1 protein-coding gene is annotated in these 734 nt (G+C 42.2%); it reads right to left on the bottom strand.

From position 1 onward, the window contains the following. Positions 1-734 (bottom strand): transposase (locus MUB24_RS23090; RefSeq protein WP_244708093.1); only part of this gene is annotated, 734 nt, incomplete at both ends.

Raw genomic sequence — 734 nt, 5'->3', positions numbered from 1 at the left:
AGTAAACGTGTTTCTTCCCCATCTTTCCACATATTTCGTATATCAATGACTGGTTTTATTCCATGGTCATCCCATAGTTTCACGATTAGTTTCGTATCGTCATATCCTCTGTCGCCGGACATTTCTTCTGCTTGTTCCAAGAGGGAAGGACGATTTTTTTCGATTTCATCCAATAGGTCATGAGCCGCATTGATATCCGGGACAGAAGCTTTCGTGACCGAATAAGCCATTGGGAGCTCGTAGGTGGAATCAACAATCAAATGAATTTTATACCCAAACCATTTGACGATTTTTTCCCACATGGTACCGTCCTCTCTTTTCCCCCTATACTCCTTCGTGCCATAGTTGGCATCTGTATCTCTTCGTCCATCTTTCTTTTGGTTTTTATTTTTCCCGGTGGCAAAGGACTGGATTGCCTTCCCATCAATAGCCAAAGTTTTTCCGAAGTCAGGAAGTACCTCACTAATCTGCTCAACCAACCTTTCAAACATGCTTTCTATTTCCTCTTCATGATCGATTAATTTTTTCATAAACCGAGAATAAACGTATGCAGGCGGTACTACGCTGCCTTCCAAACCGCATAACCAACGCAGTTGTGCATTACGACTTAATTCTCGTCGGAGTGACTCCGTAGAATCATGCTCAAATACAACACCAGCTAAAATGGTATTCCAGACGGCACGAATAGGATAGTCATCACGACCATTTCGGCGTTCCTTTTCTAGAATTTTCAT

The organism is Lederbergia sp. NSJ-179, assembly GCF_022867885.1.
Classification (GTDB): domain Bacteria; phylum Bacillota; class Bacilli; order Bacillales; family Bacillaceae_C; genus Lederbergia.
Note: the sequence above shows the minus strand (reverse complement) of the source record. Positions and strands in the feature narration are given on the sequence as shown.